Genomic DNA, 14,325 nt, shown 5'->3' with positions numbered 1-14,325 from the left:
TGATTTGGGTCACGTAGAACTTCTTGCGTGCCTTTTCCCTTATTCATTCAATCCTAACCGTTCAAATATCATATCTACATGCTTGAGATGGTAGTTATAATCAAAACAATCGGCAATCTCGTCAGCAGACAGCAAAGAAGTAATCTTCTCCTCACCCTCAACCAATCCGCGGAATGGTACTTGTTTTTCCCATGCTTCCATGGCCTTCGGCTGTACCGTGTCATACGCTTCCTCACGAGATAAACCTTTATCAATAAGCGCCAGCAGCACCCGTTGTGAATAAATCAAGCCGAGCGTGCGATCCATGTTTCGCTTCATATTCTCTGGATACACGGTTAAGTTCTTAATGATGTTGCCAAACCGGTTCAGCATATAATTCAAGGCAATCGTCGCATCCGGCAGAATAATCCGCTCAGCAGAAGAATGCGAAATATCGCGCTCATGCCATAATGGCACATTTTCATAAGCCGTCATCATATAGCCGCGAATCACCCGAGCCATCCCGGTCATGTTTTCTGAACCAATTGGATTCCGTTTATGCGGCATAGCGGAAGACCCTTTTTGCCCTTTGGCAAAATATTCTTCGACCTCACGCGTTTCACTCTTCTGCAATCCGCGAACCTCAACAGCAAACTTCTCAATCGAAGTCGCAATCAAAGCAATTGTGGACATATAGGCTGCATGCCGGTCGCGCTGCAAGGTTTGTGTGGAAATCGGCGCCGCCTCGAGTCCTAATTTTTCACAAACATATTGCTCTACAAAAGGATCAATATTAGCATAAGTTCCGACAGCACCGGATATCTTTCCAAATTCGATGCCTCTTGCCGCTTGCTTAAACCGTTCTAGGTTCCGTTTCATTTCCTCATGCCAAAGAGCTAGCTTCAGCCCGAATGTGGTCGGTTCGGCATGCACACCGTGGGTCCGGCCCATCATGACGGTGTATTTATGTTCTTGAGCTTTGTTCTTCAATATCTCAACAAAGTTTTCCAGGTCTTTCAGTAAAATGGCATTGGCCTGCTTTAATACATAAGATAAGGCAGTATCCACGACATCTGTGGAAGTTAGTCCGTAGTGCACCCATTTGCGCTCTTCTCCGAGCGTCTCTGAAACCGCACGGGTAAACGCGACCACATCGTGCCGAGTTTCCTCTTCGATTTCTTTAATTCGGTCGATGTTGAAAGAAGCATTTTCTCGAAGCTTTTTTACATCTTCCTTAGGGATTTCGCCCAACTCCGCCCATGCCTCACAGGCGAGAATTTCAACCTCCAGCCATGCCTTGAAGCGATTTTCTTCTGTCCATATCGCTCCCATTTCCGGTCTCGTATAACGATCAATCATGTTTTATCCTCCGATCTTTTCCTTCACAGTATTCCAAATGCGACTGTCCCTAACTTCTTCAAGCGCATCTTCTACATTATCTCGTAAAATCGTCACATGGCCCATTTTTCTTTTGACTTTAGGCTCTTTTTTACCGTACAGATGAATCTTCCAATTACTTAACTGAGGAATCTCCCCATAAAGGGGTTCCAGATGCTCCCCTAATAGGTTGACCATAACCACCGGTTTTAATAGCTCTGTGCAACCCAGCGGCAGGTTACAGACAGCGCGGACATGCTGTTCAAATTGCGATGTCTCACATGCCTCAATCGTATAATGGCCGGAGTTGTGTGGCCTTGGAGCAAGCTCATTAATATAAATGTCCTCATTTTCCGTCACAAACATCTCGACCGCCAACGTCCCGACTAAATTTAAGGAATCCGCAATAATTTTCGCCTGTTCCACAGCCCTCATCTGTAGGCACTGGGAGATTCTTGCAGGTACGATGGTTTCATGCAGGATGTTCTCCACATGGATGTTTTCTGCCACTGGAAAGAATGTTGTATCTCCAATTGCCTTTCGTGTCACGATCACGGAAATTTCTTTTTCAAAGCGAATCCACTTTTCCAAAACACACGGACCCGATTTTACTAGTGCTCCCGCCTCCGCTAAATCTTCCTTTGACCGAAGAACGAGCTGGCCTTTTCCATCATAGCCGCCCCGTGCCGTTTTCAAAACGGCTGGATAGCCTAAAGCATCTATTTTTAAAAATAAGTCCTCCAGACTTTCTATCACTTCATAGGGAGCCACTTCCACTCCTGCATTCTGGATTGCTGCTTTTTCGGTAATCCGGTTCTGTGTGATAGTCAGCAAGTCTCTGCCCTGTGGCACGTAAGCCCGGTCACAAATCCAGCCAAGAGTATCAGCATCAATATTTTCAAATTCATAGGTAATGACATCACTGATTTCTGCCAGCTGACTGATCGCCTCTCGGTCATCATAAGCACCAATCACTTCCACATCGGCCACCTGACCGCACGGGGAATCCGGTGTCGGCTCCAGTACCGCAATCCGATAACCCATCGCTCTAGCTGACAGAGCCATCATTCTGCCTAATTGGCCCCCACCAATAATCCCAATCGTTGCTCCGGGCAAAATTACTTTGTTATTCAAGCTCATCACTACTTTCCATGACTTCCGCTTTAATCGCCTCGCGTCTTGCTTCCAAACGTTCGACCAGTTCGGGATCCTCCACTGCTAAAATTTGCGCTGCCAACAGTCCAGCGTTAGTGGAGCCAGCTTTGCCAATTGCTACCGTTGCAACAGGAACTCCGCCAGGCATCTGGGCAATCGACAGCAAAGAGTCCAATCCGTTTAAAGCTTTTGATTGAACCGGAACGCCAATCACTGGCAGGATGGTCTTTGCTGCCACCATCCCAGGCAAGTGGGCCGCTCCGCCTGCACCGGCAATGATCACTTTTAATCCTCTATTTCTAGCCTCCTCGGCATATGTAAACATCAATTCTGGTGTTCGATGGGCTGATACCACTTTCTTTTCATAAGCTACTTCAAGCTGGTCTAAAACGTCGCAAGCATGTTTCATGGTCTCCCAATCTGACTTGCTCCCCATAATCACGCCAACTAATGGTTTCATCCTTCTCCCCCTTTTTATCCAAACAAAAAGCCCGGAACAAATGGTTCTCAAGTTAAGAGAAAGCCATTTGTCCGGGCATACTGAAAAAATAGGCTGACAAAGTGTAAGAGGTGCCCCCCTTACTAAGTGCCGAACATATCGACTTTCCCTCATAGTCCAATAATTTACGGTTATTGGGTAGAAACTTATGGGCCCTATTCCCATTGATATACGAGGGGAAGATTATTTCACATCCATGTACTTATCTTACCAGTCCAATCAATTGGATGTCAACTAATATGTCGAACGATATTTTGCCGTTTAATAATAATGTTCGTGTTTTACTCAGATAGTTTCCCTTCAAAGAGGATTTGCCGGCCAACCGGTTCGTAAATCGTTTCTCCATCCTTTATGACCTCCTGGAATACCGGCTTTTCCATGCGCCGGATGGGAACGTATCCTTGCTGTTTCATTCTATTCAGACATTGCTCAATGCTTTCATTTTCTTGGACTTCAAACAACATTTTAGTTTTACCCATAAAACAATCCTCACTAGTCATTAGTTTCATTGCATTGCTTTTACTAGTTTACAGCATTTCTTAACTTGTTACGCAATGCATTTTTCCTTTGACAATAGGAAATTTATTTTTTGCCATGCCTTACTTACCGTTGTTGCTGCTTGCGATATTCCGATGGCGGCACCCCTGTTTTACGCTTAAATATATTACTAAAGTACGTAATATCTGAATAACCTAGCCGGTCAGAGATCTCTGTCACCCTTAAGGAGGTCCTCTCTAGCAATCGTTTGGCTTCGTTCATGCGGATATCGAGAACAAAATCCATGAAGTTTTGATCCATTTTATCCTTAAAAAGCTTGCTTAGGTAACTGGGATTCAAATGTACATGTTCCGCAGCTTCTGATAAAGTAACATCCCCCGGTACCTTGCTTTTGACATACTGAATGACCTTTTCGATCGTTGATAATCCAGATGAATCCACTTTACTCTCCACTGAATTTGCTCGTTGCTTATCGGCTTCCTGTTTCAAACGATGTTCCAGCCATTTTTCTAGACAAGCTTTCATATCGTCCAGTTCTACAGGCTTAAGTAAATAGTCAAATACACCGGAACGGAGAGCATGCTGAACGTATTTGAAATCATCATAACCGCTGACCATAATGCAATCCGTTGGATAATCTCCATTAGCCAATTCTGTAACAAACGTTAACCCATCCATCACGGCCATCCGTACATCCGTCATGACCAAATCTACAGGATGATTCTGTAAAAAATCTAAAGCATCCAATCCATTGGTACATTCTTCTTCCACTTTGAAAGGAAGCCCTGTCCTTGCGATCATGTGTCGAAGAGCAGTGCGTACCCATTTCTCATCATCCACCAGAAGTATGGTATACATGCTATTCCCCCTTAAACCAATTAAAGCATGTCATTACAACCTTTCATGAACATCTATTGGGAGCCGGATGCTGATTCTAGCACCGTTCCCTTCCCTGCTTTGGATGCTGATTCCATATTCTTCGCCAAATAGGTGGACAATCCTGCGGTGCACATTCACCATGCCGATTCCAGGTCCGCCTGCCATAACATCCTTCTGCAGCAAGTTTTGACGGATCTCTTCCAACTTTTCTTGTACGATCCCCATCCCATTGTCCTGAATTTGAATCACATAAGCCTCATCCGACTCCTTTTCAGCTGTAACGCTGATTCGGGAAACGCCGGCAGTCGGCTCTATCCCATGTTTAAAGGAATTTTCCACAATCGGTTGTATCGAGAATTTGGCAATCAATTGACCCTTTGCCCAATCTGGTATGGAAAATTGGTACTCCAATCTTTCGCCAAAACGGAATTTTTGAATCCGCAAGTAGACCTTCGTTATGTTTATTTCTTCTGCCAATGTAACCGTTTGCGATTTATTGTTTATATTATAACGTAATAATTTGGCCAGCGAGGCAGAAATATCGGATATATCATCTACCCCGTACTCCAATGCCATGCCGCGGATGGTCTCGAGAGAATTGAACAAAAAGTGCGGATTGATTTGAGCTTGCAGTGCTTTTAATTCTGTTTCCTTTTGCTGGAGTTGCATTTCCGTTTCTCTTATTTTAGAAAAATAAACTTCATTGACCAATTCATTTAAGTGGATGAGCATTTTGTTAAATCCGTTCGTTAACATCCCAATCTCGTCTTTGGACAAAACTTCTACGTGTCCGCTAAAGTCACCTTTCTCCACCCGTTTAACCATCTTTTGCAAGCCCCTGATTGGATTGATAATGCTGCTGGCTAAGCCTAAACCAAGCAGGGCAGCAAGAGCCAGAGTTAAAACGACAGTGATAATAATCGTGTTTTTAATGTAAATCGAGCTGCGAATTAATTCATTGTACGGAATTGAGGTAATCACGGTCCAGCCAAGAAATCCTGAATGAGTGTAGGTGAGTAGATCTTTTTCCTTACCCGTTGTCACGAAAGACCCGCTTTCATCACCGAGAATTTTGGCCAAATTTTCAAGGTCTGCTTTTTTCCCTAACTTAGAAAAATCGGGATGATAGACATAGTTTCCTTGTGAATCCACGATATACATAAATCCTGAATGACCTATATTAACCTGGCTGGCGATTTCTTTAAACCGCTTAAAGTTAACGTCCAACACGATATAGCCAATTGGTTTCAGTGTCTTAGGGCTAAATAATCTTCGTGCAATCGAAATGACATACTCCTCGTTTTCCTTGTCCGCCAGTGTCCGAGTGAAAATAACCGGTTCGGCGTTGTCCGGCAGGATCTTGTCAAAGAACTCCGGCTGAAACGACTCGATTGGATAGGCCCGATTGAAACGAACATCCATCGCGTCAACTGCCGCCACATTTTCATGGTAAAGGGTAATATTAGCTATATCCGACCGCGAGTAAGCAGCATTTTCCAACACCCGCTTGATACTCTCAGACATTCCACTTGACTCAAATTCTTCTTGGCTATTGGCCTTGAGAAACCGGTCAATCGTTTGGTTGTTTAAGATTTTTAATATTTCAATCTCAAAGTCCCCTACATAATACTCGATATGCGTATTTACTTGCCTTATGATTTGCCAGCTGTAGGAACCCGCTTCACTTTCAAGTACTTCCGTTGATTTTATGTAAGAATACGCAGCAATAAAACTAATCGGTACCACAACCAGAAGCGCGGAAAAAACAAGCAGCTTGCGTACCAGTGGCTGATCGCGCATCAGAAGCACCCTTATAAAACGTTCCCAAGCATTTTTTCGAAACCGTTGCATCGCACACCAAATCCTTTTGTGACATCAAAAAAGGAAAGACTATGCATAAATTTCAGGCATAGTCTTCTAATCTATCTATTATTTTACTTTCTAAGTTTGTCAATTGCATCAAGAATATCACCGTAATCGGCACGATACTTGTCAATTACAGGTTTAACCTTTTTCTGCCATTCTTTAATATCTTTTACTTCAACAATATTTACCCCTGCTTGTTTAATTTTAGCTTCTGAATCTTTCTCCATTTTATCCCATTCTTCGCGTTCCGTTTTAACGGACTCTTCAGCAGCTTCCTGGATAATCTTTTTATCTCCATCACTCAATTTATCCCAAGTTGCTTTACTGGCAAGCAATGCTTCAGGTACCCGCTGATGGCCATCCAGAATCAAGTTCTTGGCCACTTGATAGTGGTTAGCGGAAACATAACTTGGTGTATTGTTTTCAGCCGCATCAATAACGCCGGTCTGCAAAGAGCTGAAAACCTCGCCGTACGCCATTGGAGTAGCATTGGCACCAAGGGCATCCATCAAGGCAATATTAATCTCATTTTGTTGTACCCGGATTTTCTGACCCTTTAGATCATCCACACTCTTGAGTGGCTTAGTAGAATAGAAGCTGCGCGCGCCAGAATCATAGTAAGCAAGTCCGATCATTTTGGATGATTCCAGTCCTTTTAGCAAATCTTGCCCTTCTTTACTTTCTAGAAATTTCCACTCGTGTTCTGAATCGTCAAAGATATATGGAAGGCTGAATACACCTAGCGGCTTACTGAATTCGGCCAATGGACCGGTACTAACACGTGTAAACTCTACTGCTCCCAATTGGACTTGTTCAATAACTGACTTTTCATCACCAAGCTGGCTGTTTGGAAAAACGGTAATTTTGATGCGCCCATCTGATTTTTCGTTAACTAGCTCAGCAAATTTCTTATCTCCCAAAACGGTTGGGTAATTGTCCGGGTGAGTGTCGGCCAATCGGAACGTATAGGTTTTTCCTTCTGAAGCCTTCTTTTCTCCTCCGGAAGTTTTGGCTGTATCTTCACCGCCGCATGCGGCAAGAATTAAACCTGACCCAAGCACCGCACTCAACACAAAGGATAATTTTTTAGATGATTTTTCCATTATAATCCCCTTTCCCTTACTCGAAATTGATTTATTTTGTAAACTATTAAACCCTGTTATTTACCTAACAAGTGTGGCAGCCACAATGAGATATCAGGTACATAGGTTAAAACCATCAGAGCAGCAACAAGGATTAGCCCGAATGGCGCCATTGCCTTGGCCCCCTTCATAATCGGTATGTCGCTGAGAGCACAACCTATGAATAAGACAGTACCAACTGGAGGAGTTAGAAGCCCAATTCCTAAGTTCAACATTAAAATGATTCCGAAATGGACTGGATCCATTCCTAATGATGTCACGACCGGCAGTAAGATCGGTGTCATAATCAAGATAAGCGGTGCCATATCCATCCCGCATCCGAGGATAAGCAGCAGGATATTGATAATTAATAGAATGATAATTGGATTGTCAGAAATATTTAGCAATGCGTTCGTTACTAGCGAAGGAATTTGCAAGAACGCCAGTACATAACTTAATGCGTTTGAAGCGGCAATTAAAAACAGGACCATCGAAACGGTGCGGAATGTCTTGATGAGTATCCCCCACATCCGGCTGAAGGGAATTTCTTTAAAAACGAAGAATGTGACAATGATGGCATATAATACCGCGATAGCGCCAGATTCTGATGCTGTAAACCATCCTGAGAATATCCCGCCTAGGATAATAACAACTGGCATAATGGAAATAATCCCATCTTTTATAACCTTTGGTACGTCTTTTCGGTCAATAACCTGCGTTTGAGTAAAACCTTGGCGAATAGCCATAAAACGGCTGGCGATCATAAGGGTAATACAGATAAGAATCCCTGGTACGACGCCTGCCATAAATAAGGAGGCAATCGATACACCGCCCGAAGCCAAAGAGAATAAAATTAAGTTATGGCTTGGTGGAACCACAACCCCTTGGATGGCAGCAGCTGTCGTTAGACCTGTCGCAAACTCCTTACTGTATCCTTTTTTCTTCATCATTGGAATCATAACCGAACCAATGGAGGATACGTCGGCAGCCGCCGAACCTGAAATATTTCCGAACAGTAGACAGGCGAGCACGTTAACCATGGCCAAACCGCCGCGAACCCGGCCTACCACCAGCATAGCGAGGTTAATTAACCGGATGGCCAAACCACCCTCATTCATCAGCTGCCCCGCCAAAATAAAGAATGGAATCGTAAGCAGTGCAAAGGAGTTAACCCCTTGAATCATCCGCTGTCCAACCACTTCAAGTGGAATGTTTAAATAGATCATGGTGATTACGGTGGAGCCTGCTAAGGAAAGCGCCACTGGAAAACGAAAGACCAACATAAGAACAAAGCTAGCCAGTAGAATAATGATTGCAATTGTAGAAGTATCCATCGTTAGTGCCCACTCCCTTCAATCTTATGACGTCTTGTATCAATACCGATGAACTGCAAGAAGGCATAAACGATCATCATAAAACCAGTTATTGGCATAACTGCGTATGCCCAGCTGTTAGATAGCTTCGTTGCTGGAAGGGTAGAATCCTTCATTAGTACAGTGAAATCCCATCCGTATTTCAACAAATACAAACCGAAAGCGATGGTCGCAAGCAACACGATTTTATCGATCACCTTGAGTACGAAAGGAGGCAATTTTTCAGTAAAGGACTCGATTGATAAATGTAATTTTTCTCGTACTCCAATGGCAATCCCCATAAAGGAAAACCAGCAAAGCAATAACAGTGTCACTTCCTCGGACCAAGAAATAACATAGTTAAATAATTTTCGGGTGAAAACCTGAAGTGTTACGATCACAATCATGACGATGAGCGAGCCGATAGCCACTTTTTCAAAAAGACTATCTAAAAACAGAAATACCCGTTTAAGCCCATTCACAAATAAAACCTCCCCCTCTTTTCACTTCTCTAACTATTCGTAGTTATTTGTAAGTGCTTACAAGTCAATTGTAAATGCTTTCATTTATAGAAAAAACCGTGCTAGTTTTAGATTTTTTTGTAATTTTTTTAGGTATGTTCATGGTTTAACTAACGAACTCCCCATTTTATATAAAAGCTGTTTTGGTTTCGTAGATATTTTTGTTTCTTTATAAAAAAACCGGTATTGTATATTCCTACTATTTGCTATCCAATATGAGGTATAAATGACCAGTCAGACAGTTTTCTATCTTCCGGTAGTTTTGCAGGTTATTAACTACCATTCTCCCGGTTATTCCATGTGTTCTGTCGCTTATCATAAGCAATAATTTACACTTTTTCAGGAGATAGTTCATAAATGCAGAGTTAGCAACAAACCTTTGGAAAAGCACATAAAAAAAGGAATGGGATAAGTTTACACTTCCCATTCCTTTATTCTTATCATCTCAAGCTAATCTAGTTCATTGATCGGTTCATCTGTTTGGCAAGCTGCAATGATTTCACAATTAATAATGCTTTCATCAAATGTGGTTGCACTACTGGTGATTCTTGCAGAACCATAAAATTTGCGTCCTAGTTCTAAGACTTTTAATTTTAATTCCTCATTTTTAGGATTTTGCTTTAATTCAGATAACGCCATATAATATTCCGCTTTGTTTTTCAAAATAATTGGTTTTCTAATTATAAAGAAGGGAACAAACACGATACAACCAGCTATAACTATGGTAGCTACGTACAATAAACTCATCATTGATCGCTGTCCTCCTTTATCATCAGATTAAACCGTTGATTCTCGATGGCTGTATCCACGAACAGCTTTGATCATCTCTCCGAAAACAATTTGCCCTTCCTCACAGATTTTACCCAAAATCCACCATGAATGGTCTTGGGCTCGTAGGAGATAATGAAAGCTTTAGGGTCAAAATTATTGATGGTCTCATAAAGTTTTAATTCGAATTTTCTCGGTGTGAGAATCTGCATCGCCATTCGGCTGCCTTCACGGCCATGTGCCTCCCAGTCGGTAACGCCATATCCATTATCCCGAAGTAATTTGGGTAAATCTTTATCCCACTCCGTGGTAACCACATTTACCATAATGTACCCAAGAGCCAGCTTTTCCTCGATTTTCATCCCTATAATCACACCGAGTCCATAACCAACGGCATAAGCAATCAAATTTTGAATTTCATTTAAATTATTTAAAACCAGTCCCAGCCCTAAGACATAAATCACTACCTCAATCATGCTCAAGCACGCAGCAAGGTACCGTTGACCCTTTAATGTCAAAATCATCCTTATCGTAAAAAACGTTACATACACAATATTGATAACCAGAATGATGGCTACCATTACAAAACTGTTCTCCATTCAGAGAAACCCCCTTACCATTAAGCTCCCCATACTTTAACATAAATTACTTTCACTTTGGTCTTCCTGAGTAAAAATAAGACTTTCGTCTCCTCTAATAGGAAAAATATTTTTCCGCAAACTAGACCTATAAAAGTATAGGGGTGAACGTTATGTTAAGAAAAATAACTTTAATTCTGATTATAGGGGTATTGTTACCTATTTATCAGCCCATTCATGCACAACCGGCCGATAAAGAGTTCAAAGCGGCTTTTATTCGAAACAATGACCTATGGATCAAAATAGGCAATGAGGAATGGCCAATCACCAACGGCGATTATATTCGTTATCCCAAATGGTCATATGATGGAACCTGGGTTGCCTATCAAAAAAGAACAGAAACAGAGAACGGTAACGGACAGTTGTGGGTGTACTATCTAAAACAACGTAAACACTTTCTAATCCATGAGAATGCCAGTCCTAACTTTCAATGGGCTCCCAGGAGAAATACGCTTGGTTTCCTTACCAATCATACTTTGAGTGTTGTAACGGCTCAACTACCCAAGCCTTTACGTATCCAGCACATGGATAAAAAAGTGGATAACTTCTCTTGGCTTCCAAAGGGAAACGGCTTTCTAGTATCTAAAAAAGCTACCAATGAACTGCATTCCGATATACATTTATTAAAAGTCTATCTTTACAGAAAACCAAGCGTTCAACACTTTTACACGATCCCTGTCGGTAAGGATGAATACTATGTAGGTACCAGTCCCTTTAAATGGTCACAAGACCACAAATGGATAAGTTTTTTATTGACACCAACCGCCTCACTTTCAGCAGATAGCAACACGCTTTGTTTGTTATCAGACAATGGCCGTGCTTTTCAAAAAGTGGATGAAATGCTAAGTTACCAAGACTGGTATAAGTGGGCTCCCACTCAACGTGTGATTGGATATATAGAAGGAACAGGCAGGGAAGCGATCAGCAACAAAAAATTAAAAGTATTAGATGTAGTGCAGTTTTACAAAACTAGCCAGACACCGAGTGGCTTTGCGGATCGAGGTTTAAGTTGGGCAACTGATCTGACCCTATTTGTTTCCCGTTCAAAAGAATCAGAGTGGACAAAGCTGGAGGAACGACCATTACCTCGTTTATATAAAGTCGGCACCGATTCTAAGTCGCAGAAGCAAATAACTTTTCCCAACAAAAATGAAGGAGACTTTGCACCAGACTATTATCGTAAACATCTTTTTTGGATTAGGACAAACCGTAAGACAGCAACTATTTATCTGGCTAATGCAAGCAACTTAAAGGAAACATATTGGATAAAAAATATAAACGTAGCAAGCAATTATTATGAGAGATGGAACTGGGATGAGGTTTTTTCACTGTATAAACGAGGAGAATAGAAAATTTGGGCATAAAAAAAAAGCCGCCCGGCTACTAGATTTATTATGTATATGGCTCCGCAGGTAGGATTCGAACCTACGACCGATCGGTTAACAGCCGATAGCTCTACCACTGAGCTACTGCGGAATAATAGAATGATGGGCCTAAATGGACTTGAACCATCGACCTCACGCTTATCAGGCGTGCGCTCTAACCAGCTGAGCTATAGGCCCATTATATGATCTTTTTTTGGAATAGTCAAGATGGAGCGGGTGATGGGAATCGAACCCACAACAACAGCTTGGAAGGCTGTGGTTTTACCACTAAACTACACCCGCAGTAAATAAGGATGGTACCGGTGGTCGGGGTCGAACCGACACTCCTCACGGAACACGATTTTGAGTCGTGCGCGTCTGCCAATTCCGCCACACCGGCATTTTATTACTTGGAGGCAGCAACCGGATTTGAACCGGTGATAAAGGTTTTGCAGACCTCTGCCTTACCACTTGGCTATGCTGCCATATCTCTGGAGCGGAAGACGGGATTCGAACCCGCGACCCCCACCTTGGCAAGGTGATGTTCTACCACTGAACTACTTCCGCAAATTGGCTGGGCTAGCAGGATTCGAACCTACGAATGACGGAGTCAAAGTCCGTTGCCTTACCGCTTGGCTATAGCCCAATAATAGTTAATATGGGGCGATTGATGGGAATCGAACCCACGAATGCCAGAGCCACAATCTGGTGCGTTAACCACTTCGCCACAACCGCCATATTATTAAAACAAATGTTTGATTAAATGGTGGAGGGGGACGGATTCGAACCGCCGAACCCTGAGGGAGCGGATTTACAGTCCGCCGCGTTTAGCCACTTCGCTACCCCTCCACGAAAGGTGGCTCAGGACGGAATCGAACCGCCGACACAAGGATTTTCAGTCCTTTGCTCTACCGACTGAGCTACTGAGCCGTATATAGTTGGTCCCCTACAAATAGAGAATCCTAAGTCCTTCGTCCCCATCTCAGGAAGCTTATTCAAGCAGCTGCTCGATGGGTACGCTGATGCTAATCTCAGAAGCTAATTCAATCGTGCTCTACCGACTGAGCTACTGAGCCTTAAAAAATATATATATAAACAGTAAGCTTACTGAGTATTTTATAGGGAAAGCGGTCTGGACGGGACTCGAACCCGCGACCTCCTGCGTGACAGGCAGGCATTCTAACCAGCTGAACTACCAGACCAAATTGCGGGGGCAGGATTTGAACCTGCGACCTTCGGGTTATGAGCCCGACGAGCTACCGGACTGCTCCACCCCGCGATAATAATAATAATGTTAGTGAATTTATGGAGGAGGAAGAGGGATTCGAACCCCCGCGCGGTTTGACCCGCCTGTCGGTTTTCAAGACCGATCCCTTCAGCCAGACTTGGGTATTCCTCCAATATAAATGGACCCTGTAGGACTCGAACCTACGACCGGACGGTTATGAGCCGTCAGCTCTAACCAGCTGAGCTAAGGGTCCATTATCAGCTTATAATAGCGGCGGAGGGGATCGAACCCCCGACCTTACGGGTATGAACCGTACGCTCTAGCCAGCTGAGCTACACCGCCATATTAATATAGAACATAAGTGGAGCCTAGCGGGATCGAACCGCTGACCTCCTGCGTGCAAAGCAGGCGCTCTCCCAGCTGAGCTAAGGCCCCATATTTTTAAAATGGTCGGGAAAACAGGATTCGAACCTGCGACCCCTTGGTCCCAAACCAAGTGCTCTACCAAGCTGAGCTATTTCCCGAAAGTAAGCGCGCCCGAAAGGAGTCGAACCCATAACCTTCTGATCCGTAGTCAGACGCTCTATCCAATTGAGCTACGGGCGCATAATATTAACTGGAGCGGAAGACGGGATTCGAACCCGCGACCCCCACCTTGGCAAGGTGATGTTCTACCACTGAACTACTTCCGCAAATAAATGGTGCGGGTGAAGGGAGTCGAACCCCCACGCCTTGCGGCGCCAGATCCTAAGTCTGGTGCGTCTGCCAATTCCGCCACACCCGCATAATTCAAGTGGTGAGCCATGAAGGACTCGAACCTTCGACCCTCTGATTAAAAGTCAGATGCTCTACCAACTGAGCTAATGGCTCAAAACAAATGGTGGAGGATGACGGGATCGAACCGCCGACCCTCTGCTTGTAAGGCAGATGCTCTCCCAGCTGAGCTAATCCTCCATATGGTGACCCCTACGGGATTCGAACCCGTGTTACCGCCGTGAAAGGGCGGTGTCTTAACCGCTTGACCAAGGGGCCAATCTTTTATTAAACCCCATAAGGGGCGAGCCTGGCAGTGTCCTACTC

Annotated in this window: 12 protein-coding genes, 23 tRNA genes and 1 riboswitch; of the genes, 1 reads left to right on the top strand and 34 read right to left on the bottom strand. The window is 43.6% G+C overall.

Annotated elements, in window-relative coordinates:
• Window positions 1-39: 39 nt before the first annotated feature.
• The 11 genes from purB to BN2425_RS14100 all read right to left on the bottom strand — a co-directional run bounded on the left by purB (window position 40) and on the right by BN2425_RS14100 (window position 10,614).
• Window positions 40-1,338 carry an adenylosuccinate lyase gene (gene purB, locus BN2425_RS14150; protein ID WP_042460680.1) on the bottom strand — a complete coding sequence of 433 codons (1,299 nt, stop codon included), beginning with the start codon at window positions 1,336-1,338 and terminating at the stop codon, window positions 40-42.
• Window positions 1,339-1,341: 3 nt separating this feature from the next.
• The gene (gene purK / locus BN2425_RS14145) at window positions 1,342-2,496 is read right to left on the bottom strand and encodes a 5-(carboxyamino)imidazole ribonucleotide synthase (RefSeq protein ID WP_195891947.1); all 1,155 of its coding nucleotides are present in this window, start codon (window positions 2,494-2,496) and stop codon (window positions 1,342-1,344) included.
• Window positions 2,483-2,971, bottom strand: a complete 489-nt coding sequence (gene purE, locus BN2425_RS14140) for a 5-(carboxyamino)imidazole ribonucleotide mutase (protein ID WP_042460677.1) — start codon at window positions 2,969-2,971, stop codon at window positions 2,483-2,485. Before purE ends, purK begins: the two co-directional genes overlap by 14 nt.
• Window positions 2,972-3,103: 132 nt before the next feature.
• A riboswitch (purine riboswitch) is annotated at window positions 3,104-3,205 on the bottom strand.
• Between the two features lie 86 nt (window positions 3,206-3,291).
• Entirely contained in the window at window positions 3,292-3,489 is a 198-nt protein-coding gene (locus tag BN2425_RS14135; RefSeq protein ID WP_154663511.1) for an NETI motif-containing protein, read from the bottom strand.
• A 124-nt stretch (window positions 3,490-3,613) separates the two neighbouring features.
• Entirely contained in the window at window positions 3,614-4,366 is a 753-nt protein-coding gene (locus BN2425_RS14130) for a response regulator transcription factor (protein WP_042460675.1), read from the bottom strand.
• Window positions 4,367-4,399: 33 nt separating this feature from the next.
• Window positions 4,400-6,187 (bottom strand): sensor histidine kinase, encoded by a 1,788-nt coding sequence (locus BN2425_RS14125; protein WP_052352878.1) that lies wholly within the window; start codon window positions 6,185-6,187, stop codon window positions 4,400-4,402.
• Window positions 6,188-6,321: 134 nt separating this feature from the next.
• Window positions 6,322-7,356, bottom strand: a complete 1,035-nt coding sequence (locus tag BN2425_RS14120) for a TRAP transporter substrate-binding protein (protein WP_042460668.1) — start codon at window positions 7,354-7,356, stop codon at window positions 6,322-6,324.
• 56 nt (window positions 7,357-7,412) lie between these two features.
• Window positions 7,413-8,708, bottom strand: coding sequence for a TRAP transporter large permease (locus BN2425_RS14115; protein WP_042460666.1), 1,296 nt, complete (start codon window positions 8,706-8,708; stop codon window positions 7,413-7,415).
• A 2-nt stretch (window positions 8,709-8,710) separates the two neighbouring features.
• On the bottom strand, window positions 8,711-9,208 hold the full coding sequence (locus tag BN2425_RS14110) for a TRAP transporter small permease (RefSeq protein ID WP_042460664.1): 498 nt from the start codon (window positions 9,206-9,208) through the stop codon (window positions 8,711-8,713).
• 489 nt (window positions 9,209-9,697) lie between these two features.
• Window positions 9,698-9,997, bottom strand: a complete 300-nt coding sequence (locus BN2425_RS14105) for a hypothetical protein (protein WP_042460662.1) — start codon at window positions 9,995-9,997, stop codon at window positions 9,698-9,700.
• Between the two features lie 71 nt (window positions 9,998-10,068).
• Window positions 10,069-10,614 (bottom strand): DUF2179 domain-containing protein, encoded by a 546-nt coding sequence (locus BN2425_RS14100; protein ID WP_042460659.1) that lies wholly within the window; start codon window positions 10,612-10,614, stop codon window positions 10,069-10,071.
• Window positions 10,615-10,766: 152 nt separating this feature from the next.
• Here BN2425_RS14100 and BN2425_RS14095 point away from each other — a divergent pair, with 152 nt between their 5' ends.
• Window positions 10,767-12,002 (top strand): TolB-like translocation protein, encoded by a 1,236-nt coding sequence (locus BN2425_RS14095; RefSeq protein ID WP_052352877.1) that lies wholly within the window; start codon window positions 10,767-10,769, stop codon window positions 12,000-12,002.
• Window positions 12,003-12,054: 52 nt separating this feature from the next.
• Here the strand turns inward: BN2425_RS14095 and BN2425_RS14090 are convergent.
• The 23 genes from BN2425_RS14090 to BN2425_RS13980 form a co-directional block, all read right to left on the bottom strand.
• Window positions 12,055-12,129: transfer RNA gene (locus tag BN2425_RS14090), tRNA-Asn, on the bottom strand.
• Window positions 12,130-12,141: 12 nt separating this feature from the next.
• Window positions 12,142-12,215, bottom strand: a tRNA-Ile gene (locus tag BN2425_RS14085).
• 31 nt (window positions 12,216-12,246) lie between these two features.
• Window positions 12,247-12,320, bottom strand: a tRNA-Gly gene (locus BN2425_RS14080).
• A 12-nt stretch (window positions 12,321-12,332) separates the two neighbouring features.
• Window positions 12,333-12,417 (bottom strand) — tRNA-Leu (locus tag BN2425_RS14075).
• A gap of 11 nt (window positions 12,418-12,428) precedes the next feature.
• Window positions 12,429-12,502: transfer RNA gene (locus tag BN2425_RS14070), tRNA-Cys, on the bottom strand.
• 7 nt (window positions 12,503-12,509) lie between these two features.
• Window positions 12,510-12,584 (bottom strand) — tRNA-Gly (locus BN2425_RS14065).
• 4 nt (window positions 12,585-12,588) lie between these two features.
• Window positions 12,589-12,663 (bottom strand) — tRNA-Gln (locus BN2425_RS14060).
• Window positions 12,664-12,676: 13 nt separating this feature from the next.
• Window positions 12,677-12,752: transfer RNA gene (locus BN2425_RS14055), tRNA-His, on the bottom strand.
• Window positions 12,753-12,781: 29 nt separating this feature from the next.
• Window positions 12,782-12,866, bottom strand: a tRNA-Tyr gene (locus BN2425_RS14050).
• A gap of 8 nt (window positions 12,867-12,874) precedes the next feature.
• A tRNA-Phe gene (locus tag BN2425_RS14045) sits at window positions 12,875-12,947 on the bottom strand.
• A gap of 198 nt (window positions 12,948-13,145) precedes the next feature.
• Window positions 13,146-13,219 (bottom strand) — tRNA-Asp (locus BN2425_RS14040).
• Between the two features lie 3 nt (window positions 13,220-13,222).
• A tRNA-Met gene (locus BN2425_RS14035) sits at window positions 13,223-13,296 on the bottom strand.
• 27 nt (window positions 13,297-13,323) lie between these two features.
• Window positions 13,324-13,416, bottom strand: a tRNA-Ser gene (locus BN2425_RS14030).
• A gap of 8 nt (window positions 13,417-13,424) precedes the next feature.
• A tRNA-Ile gene (locus BN2425_RS14025) sits at window positions 13,425-13,498 on the bottom strand.
• 15 nt (window positions 13,499-13,513) lie between these two features.
• A tRNA-Met gene (locus tag BN2425_RS14020) sits at window positions 13,514-13,587 on the bottom strand.
• Between the two features lie 20 nt (window positions 13,588-13,607).
• Window positions 13,608-13,680 (bottom strand) — tRNA-Ala (locus BN2425_RS14015).
• 12 nt (window positions 13,681-13,692) lie between these two features.
• Window positions 13,693-13,769, bottom strand: a tRNA-Pro gene (locus BN2425_RS14010).
• 8 nt (window positions 13,770-13,777) lie between these two features.
• Window positions 13,778-13,851: transfer RNA gene (locus tag BN2425_RS14005), tRNA-Arg, on the bottom strand.
• An 11-nt stretch (window positions 13,852-13,862) separates the two neighbouring features.
• Window positions 13,863-13,937: transfer RNA gene (locus BN2425_RS14000), tRNA-Gly, on the bottom strand.
• A gap of 7 nt (window positions 13,938-13,944) precedes the next feature.
• Window positions 13,945-14,029: transfer RNA gene (locus tag BN2425_RS13995), tRNA-Leu, on the bottom strand.
• A gap of 10 nt (window positions 14,030-14,039) precedes the next feature.
• Window positions 14,040-14,115, bottom strand: a tRNA-Lys gene (locus BN2425_RS13990).
• Window positions 14,116-14,123: 8 nt separating this feature from the next.
• Window positions 14,124-14,199, bottom strand: a tRNA-Val gene (locus tag BN2425_RS13985).
• 3 nt (window positions 14,200-14,202) lie between these two features.
• Window positions 14,203-14,277: transfer RNA gene (locus BN2425_RS13980), tRNA-Glu, on the bottom strand.
• Window positions 14,278-14,325: the final 48 nt, after the last annotated feature.

The organism is Neobacillus dielmonensis (assembly GCF_000612665.1).
Lineage (GTDB): Bacteria > Bacillota > Bacilli > Bacillales > Cytobacillaceae > Neobacillus > Neobacillus dielmonensis.
The sequence above is the reverse complement of the archived record's forward strand: the minus strand, read 5'-3'. Positions and strand labels throughout refer to the sequence as shown.

What these genes read in the sequence shown, in the direction of transcription:
- purB (WP_042460680.1), bottom strand. Translation starts at nt 1,338, where the DNA reads ATGATTGATCGTTATACGAGACCGGAAATGGGAGCGATATGGACAGAA.
- purK (WP_195891947.1), bottom strand. Translation starts at nt 2,496, where the DNA reads ATGAGCTTGAATAACAAAGTAATTTTGCCCGGAGCAACGATTGGGATT.
- purE (WP_042460677.1), bottom strand. Translation starts at nt 2,971, where the DNA reads ATGAAACCATTAGTTGGCGTGATTATGGGGAGCAAGTCAGATTGGGAG.
- BN2425_RS14135 (WP_154663511.1), bottom strand. Translation starts at nt 3,489, where the DNA reads ATGGGTAAAACTAAAATGTTGTTTGAAGTCCAAGAAAATGAAAGCATT.
- BN2425_RS14130 (WP_042460675.1), bottom strand. Translation starts at nt 4,366, where the DNA reads ATGTATACCATACTTCTGGTGGATGATGAGAAATGGGTACGCACTGCT.
- BN2425_RS14125 (WP_052352878.1), bottom strand. Translation starts at nt 6,187, where the DNA reads ATGCGCGATCAGCCACTGGTACGCAAGCTGCTTGTTTTTTCCGCGCTT.
- BN2425_RS14120 (WP_042460668.1), bottom strand. Translation starts at nt 7,356, where the DNA reads ATGGAAAAATCATCTAAAAAATTATCCTTTGTGTTGAGTGCGGTGCTT.
- BN2425_RS14115 (WP_042460666.1), bottom strand. Translation starts at nt 8,708, where the DNA reads ATGGATACTTCTACAATTGCAATCATTATTCTACTGGCTAGCTTTGTT.
- BN2425_RS14105 (WP_042460662.1), bottom strand. Translation starts at nt 9,997, where the DNA reads ATGATGAGTTTATTGTACGTAGCTACCATAGTTATAGCTGGTTGTATC.
- BN2425_RS14100 (WP_042460659.1), bottom strand. Translation starts at nt 10,614, where the DNA reads ATGGAGAACAGTTTTGTAATGGTAGCCATCATTCTGGTTATCAATATT.
- BN2425_RS14095 (WP_052352877.1), top strand. Translation starts at nt 10,767, where the DNA reads ATGTTAAGAAAAATAACTTTAATTCTGATTATAGGGGTATTGTTACCT.